At 61.8% G+C, this 5,470-nt stretch carries 4 protein-coding genes; 1 reads left to right on the plus strand and 3 read right to left on the minus strand.

Features of this window, described 5'->3' with window-relative positions:
* Positions 1 to 1,005: 1,005 nt before the first annotated feature.
* Positions 1,006 to 2,793, minus strand: a complete 1,788-nt coding sequence (locus ACLP25_RS16015) for an ABC transporter ATP-binding protein (protein WP_442470179.1) — start codon at positions 2,791 to 2,793, stop codon at positions 1,006 to 1,008.
* 375 nt (positions 2,794 to 3,168) lie between these two features.
* On the opposite strand from ACLP25_RS16015, the gene ACLP25_RS16020 reads away from it, so the two are divergent.
* Positions 3,169 to 3,432, plus strand: a complete 264-nt coding sequence (locus ACLP25_RS16020) for a hypothetical protein (RefSeq protein WP_442470176.1) — start codon at positions 3,169 to 3,171, stop codon at positions 3,430 to 3,432.
* A gap of 73 nt (positions 3,433 to 3,505) precedes the next feature.
* Here ACLP25_RS16020 and ACLP25_RS16025 read toward each other — a convergent pair whose 3' ends face one another.
* Together ACLP25_RS16025 and ACLP25_RS16030 are read right to left on the minus strand one after the other, a co-directional pair.
* Positions 3,506 to 3,775, minus strand: a complete 270-nt coding sequence (locus tag ACLP25_RS16025) for an usg protein (protein ID WP_442470177.1) — start codon at positions 3,773 to 3,775, stop codon at positions 3,506 to 3,508.
* A 266-nt stretch (positions 3,776 to 4,041) separates the two neighbouring features.
* Positions 4,042 to 5,470 (minus strand): 3-hydroxyacyl-CoA dehydrogenase NAD-binding domain-containing protein (locus tag ACLP25_RS16030; protein ID WP_442470178.1); only part of this gene is annotated, 1,429 nt, incomplete at its 5' end.

The raw sequence follows: 5,470 nt of genomic DNA on the forward strand, positions 1-5,470 counted from the left end.
TGGCTCGTCGCGCGGCACGGATACAAGACGCCCGCGAGGATCAGAGAGGAGCAAACCACGCCACGAATTGCGATTGACCCGACCCTCACAGCGACCTTACCCTTGGCCGCCTGAGCAAGCGCAGCCAAGTGTCTCAGAACCGTGCCGCACTACACTCATAGCGTCGGGCAGTTCCTAACGGCATTTGCGGAACTTGTGTTTTGGCCGGCTCATACGGCTATTGGACTGCTCCTGTTCCTTCCGTCCGCGCTGTTCATCGTGCGCGTGGTCTCCGACCGTGCGGAGCCGAGCGACTTGCGTTGGGTCAACGTAGCAGTTCTCATATGGGTGCTGGCCCAGGTCGTCGCACTCGCTGTGGGGCGGGCGCAATGGGCCCTTCAGAGCCGCTATACTGGGGTCCTGCTGATTGGATCGATGGTTAACCTGGTGAGCGCCTTTTGGCTTTTCCAGTCATACGCGGTCGCCAGCAAGCCGAGCGGGTGGCGTGTTATAGCGCTTGCAGCTTGGCTCGGCGTCTTCGCGCTGTCCTTAACGCATCCGCAACGGCATCTGCGCAATTCTATCGACGAACGACGCGATATTGCCGTTGCTGCGGCGAGGAATCTTCGAAGCTACCTCGCGACGGGGGACGCTTCATTTCTAGCCGGCCCTCCGGCGCTGCAAATTCGATTCAACCCGCTTGCGCGAACTGCTCGATACACCGGAAATCCGGGCCGCCCTCCCGCCGGACCTAACGGGAGAAGCGCCGCCTAGTCCGTGGGTTGAGGTGGTCAAGGAGACGATTCTTCGATTAGGCTTCGTCTGACTCGGCCTGGGCGCTGCGTCGCTCATCGTGGTAGTGGCAGCGCGGTCCCCAGCGGCCGCCGAGGGTTTCACGGCTCAGGACTCCGGGCCGCGCCGGAGTTTGCGGGACTCTGCTTCGCGGCTTTAGCGCATCCGGGCCTGTGGTCGCTTTATCCTATGTCTCTGCCGGAATTGCCAGAGCGAGCCGTCTTGCAGCATCCCTTACGCCGCGTCGCGTGGGAATTGGGTTTTCGCGATCAGGCTGTACGTGTGGCCCTGCGCAAGGAGGTCGCGGTGGCGGCCGCGCTCGACGATGCGACCGCGGTCGATCACGCAGATCTCGTCGGCCTGCGCGACTGTCGAGAGACGATGGGCGATAACGATGGTCGTGCGGCCTTCACACAGGGTGTGCAGCGCCTTCTGGATCGCCTGCTCAGATTCGGAGTCGAGCGCGGAAGTTGCCTCGTCGAGCAGGATGACCGGCGCATCCTTGAGAAACGCGCGGGCGATGGCGATGCGTTGGCGCTGGCCGCCGGAAAGCTGCATGCCGTGCTCCCCGCAGGGCGTGCCGTAACCGCGGTCAAAACCCATGATGAAGTCGTGCGCGTAGGCCGCTTTCGCCGCCGCGACGATCTCCTCATCGGTCGCGCCCGGCCGTCCCATGGCGATGTTGTCGCGCACCGAACCCTTGAACAGGAAGTTTTCCTGCGCGACGTAGCCGATCTGCCGGCGGACGGACTCCCGCGTAACGGACGAGATATCCACGCCATCGCAGAGAATCTGACCCGATTCGATGTCGTAGAGCCGCAGGATAAGGCTCATCACCGTCGACTTGCCGCCGCCCGATCGTCCGACCAGGGCGGTCGTCTTCCCCGCCTGGGCGACGAAGCTCACGGCATGGAGAACCCGTTCTTCCGGACGATAGCCGAACACCACGTCGCGAAACTCGATCCGGCCTTCCGTGATCGTGAGTTCGCCCGCGCCGGGAGGGTCCTCCTCGAATTCGCGCGCATCGAGGAAATCGTACAACATGTTGACGCCGAACAGGGATGAAGAGAGGTCGACGTGAAACCGCGCGACCCGCTTCATCGGTTCGTACAGCATGATCACCGAGGTGATGAACGAGAACAGGCTTCCGGGCGGATTGCCGCGGAGGATGACGCTATAGCCGCTATAGAGCACGACGGCGGCAATGGCGAAACCGCCAAGGCTCTCCATGATCGGGCTTGTGCGCGAGCTCACGGATACAAGCTTGTTGGCCGCCGTCTGGAAGCCGCGAATCGCCGCCCCTTGCCGCTTGCGCATGAAGTCTTCGAGGGTGAAGGCCTTGACGATGCGGACGCCCTGTGCGGTCTCCTGCAGCGACTCCATCATTTGCATCGCGCCCTGGAACTCGCTGGCCATGATCCGCCGCACGCGAAGGCCGATCTTGCGTACGCCGAGCGCCGCGACCGGCACGAACATCAGCGCGAGAAGCGAAAGCAGAGGGTCCTGCGACACCATCACGACGACGAGGCCGACGATGGTCAGCGCGTCGCGCGACAGAGTGGTGATGAGCAGGTTGAGGACGTTGCTCGCCGATTGGGCAATGAAGGCCTGCCGGGCGATGAACTCCGACGAATGCGAGCGGCTGTAATATTCGACCTTCATCCGCAACATCTGGTCGAAGATGCGCGTCTGGACGTCGGCTACGATGCTGTTGGCGACGCGTGACAGTGACACTTGCTGGCCGTAGGTGGCTAGCCCCTTGACCACATAGATGGTAATGATGGCAGCGGTGATCTCCCAGACGGCGCTGAGCTTGTGGGCGACGAAGATCTTGTCGACGATCCTGCCGATGATCCACGCCGAGAGAGAGGTTGTCAGCGCAATCAGACCCATCATCGCGAAAGAAAAAGCGTAGCCCTTCCAGTGCTTCGCGCCTTGGTCGGACAGCAGCCGACGAAGAGTCGCGTTCGACTGGCCAAGCAGCATGGACTCGATACGATCGCGGATCGTGCGCCAAAACACCAATAGACTACTCCTTCGCCACGCCGGCGCGTCGCCTCAACGGCCTGCTCACTTTGCAGACGTCGCTCACCGGACGGCGCGGGTTCATAGCATCTTGATGGCAATTGGGAAATTGGCGGTGCGGCAAGGACGAAGATACTGTAACGGCATACCCTCATTCCCACAACAAATACAATATGTTGATTTGAGTCCGATCGGCCTCTCAAGTCAGCTCCGACGTATTTGCTGTGCAGGTTGTCGCGCGGCCGGCTTTGACCTTGTTGCCGTCGTTCGTCTCAAGAAGGCGGCCTAAAAATTTGACGGCCGTCAAACACAGCCGCGCCAGCCGGATGCAGGATGACATTTTGACAACAGAAACAGCTTAGGGAGACGACCGTGAACCATCATCAGCGAAAAATCCTACACGCGATCTTCGCCCATCCGGTCAACGCCAACCTCGAGATGAAGGACATCACTACGGTCCTGAACGGGCTCGGGGCCGAAATCGACTCCAAGACCAAGAGCCGCATCGGCGTGAAACTGAACGGAAAAGAGACGGTGCTCCATCTGGCGAACCACACTCTCATGAAGGCGGAGGTGATGCAGGTCCGCAAATTCCTGGAGGATTGTGGCGTTTCGGGTGGAGCGTTCCCTGTCTGATTCCGGGACGGGCGCGGGCGGCGATCGGCGTCGATCCCGGGCGCGCTGCAGGGATCCATTCTACGTCCCGCCTTCAGTGCAGCCGGAACTCTCCGTCCACCGCGCGGAACTCCGCCGGCGTGATGAGCCGGGAGTGTGCAACCGTGACCGAATGAAGGAGGCCGTCGAGCTCCCGCGTCCAGAAATCGAGGAACTTGGTCAGCTCCGGGAAATGCGGGTGCAGGTCGTGCTGCTGCCAGATGTAGGACTGCAGAATCCCGGGATGGTCGGGCAGGCGGTAGAGGATATTGGCCGTCGTCAGACCGAACCCCTCGAGCTGGCGGCGGAACTCGATGCTCACCATGCGGTTTCTCCAAAGATTGAACAAGGCGATGGCGCCACAATCAACGCAGATTTGCAAGGGTTGGTTCCGCAAATTTCGAGCCATTTCATCGTGTTAGCAGCATATCTTGGCGAGTGCTGATTATTCTGGATATCCCTCTCGAACGGTCGCTTCGGGATTCCAAATTCTGGCGCGCGTGGGAGCCCGACAAGCGGCCTGAAGAGGATCAAGAAAAAACCCCGCCGACGTCGCCGCCGGCGGTGTTGATTCGAGGAAAAAAGGGTGGACTACGCCGCCTTCTGCTTTTCGCCATTAGTCCCGTAGAACGTATCGCCCTTCTCCGCCATCACGACGAGCTTCTCGGGCGGCGCGAAACGCGGCCCATAGTTTGCCGCAAGCTCCTTGGCGCGGGCCACAAAGGCCTTCAGCCCCATCCCATCGATGAACGATAGCGTACCGCCGGTGTAGGGCGCGTAGCCGAAGCCGAGGATCGAGCCGACGTCCGCCTCGCGCGGGTCGGTGACGACGCCCTCGAACATGCAGCGCGCGGCCTCGAGCGCCGGGGGGAACAGGAACCGATCCTTCAGGTCTTTGACGCTGAGCGTGTCGGGATCGAGCGTCTTGCCGGCGATGGCCTTCAGGCCCGGCCACAGACTCTTAGGCCCTGTAGCGGGATAGTCGTAGAAGCCCTTGCCGTTCTTGCGGCCGAATCTCTGATCCTTCACAACCATCGTCTCAATCAGTTTCTTCTGCGAAGCGTCGATCGCGCCGGCGCCGAGATCGGCTTCGGTCGCCTTGAGGATCTTGTAGGCGAGGTCCACGCCCGTCTCGTCGGTGAGCGCGAGCGGCCCGACCGGCAAACCGGCCATCTTGGCGCAATTCTCGATCATCGCCGGCGGAACGCCCTCCATCAGCATGAGATGGGCTTCGAGCATGTAGTTGATTACGCAGCGGTTGACGTAGAAGCCCCGGCGGTCGTTGACCACGATCGGCGTCTTCTTGATCGCGCGGACGAAGTCCATCGCGACGCTAAGCGCCTTCGCGTCCGTCTTCTCACCCATGATGATCTCGACCAGCATCATCTTCTCAACTGGCGAGAAGAAATGCACGCCGATGAACTGCTCGGGCTTCAGCGAGGTCTCGGCGAGCGAGGTGATCGGCAGCGTCGAGGTGTTGCTGGCGAAAACGACGTCGGGGCCGAGCACGGCCTGCGCCTTCTTCGTCGCCTCGGCCTTCACGCCGCGCTCCTCGAACACCGCCTCGACCACGAAGTCGCAGCCCTTGAGCGCTTCGTAATCGGCGGTCGCGTGGATGCGGGCGAGCAACGACTCCTTGTCCGCCGCCTTGGCGCGGCCCTTGGCGATCTGGCCGCTGACGACCTTGTCCGAATAGGCCTTGCCCTTGTCGGCCGATTCCTGGTCGCGGTCGATCAGCACGACCTCGAGGCCCGCATTGGCCGAGACATAGGCAATGCCGGCGCCCATGAGGCCTGCGCCCAGAACGCCAACCTTCTTCAGATTCGTCGGCGGGACGTTCGCAGGACGCCGCACGCCTTTGTTGAGCTCGCCCATCGACAGGAAGAGCGAGCGGATCATCGCCGCCGCCTCCTTGGACAGCACGATGTTGGTGAAGTATTTGCTCTCCACCGCGAGCGCGAGGTCCATCGGCAGTTGCAGCCCCTCGAACACGCTCGACAGGATCGCCTTCGCCGCCGGG

It is taken from the genome of Roseiarcus sp. (assembly GCF_052145395.1).
Lineage (GTDB): Bacteria > Pseudomonadota > Alphaproteobacteria > Rhizobiales > Beijerinckiaceae > Roseiarcus.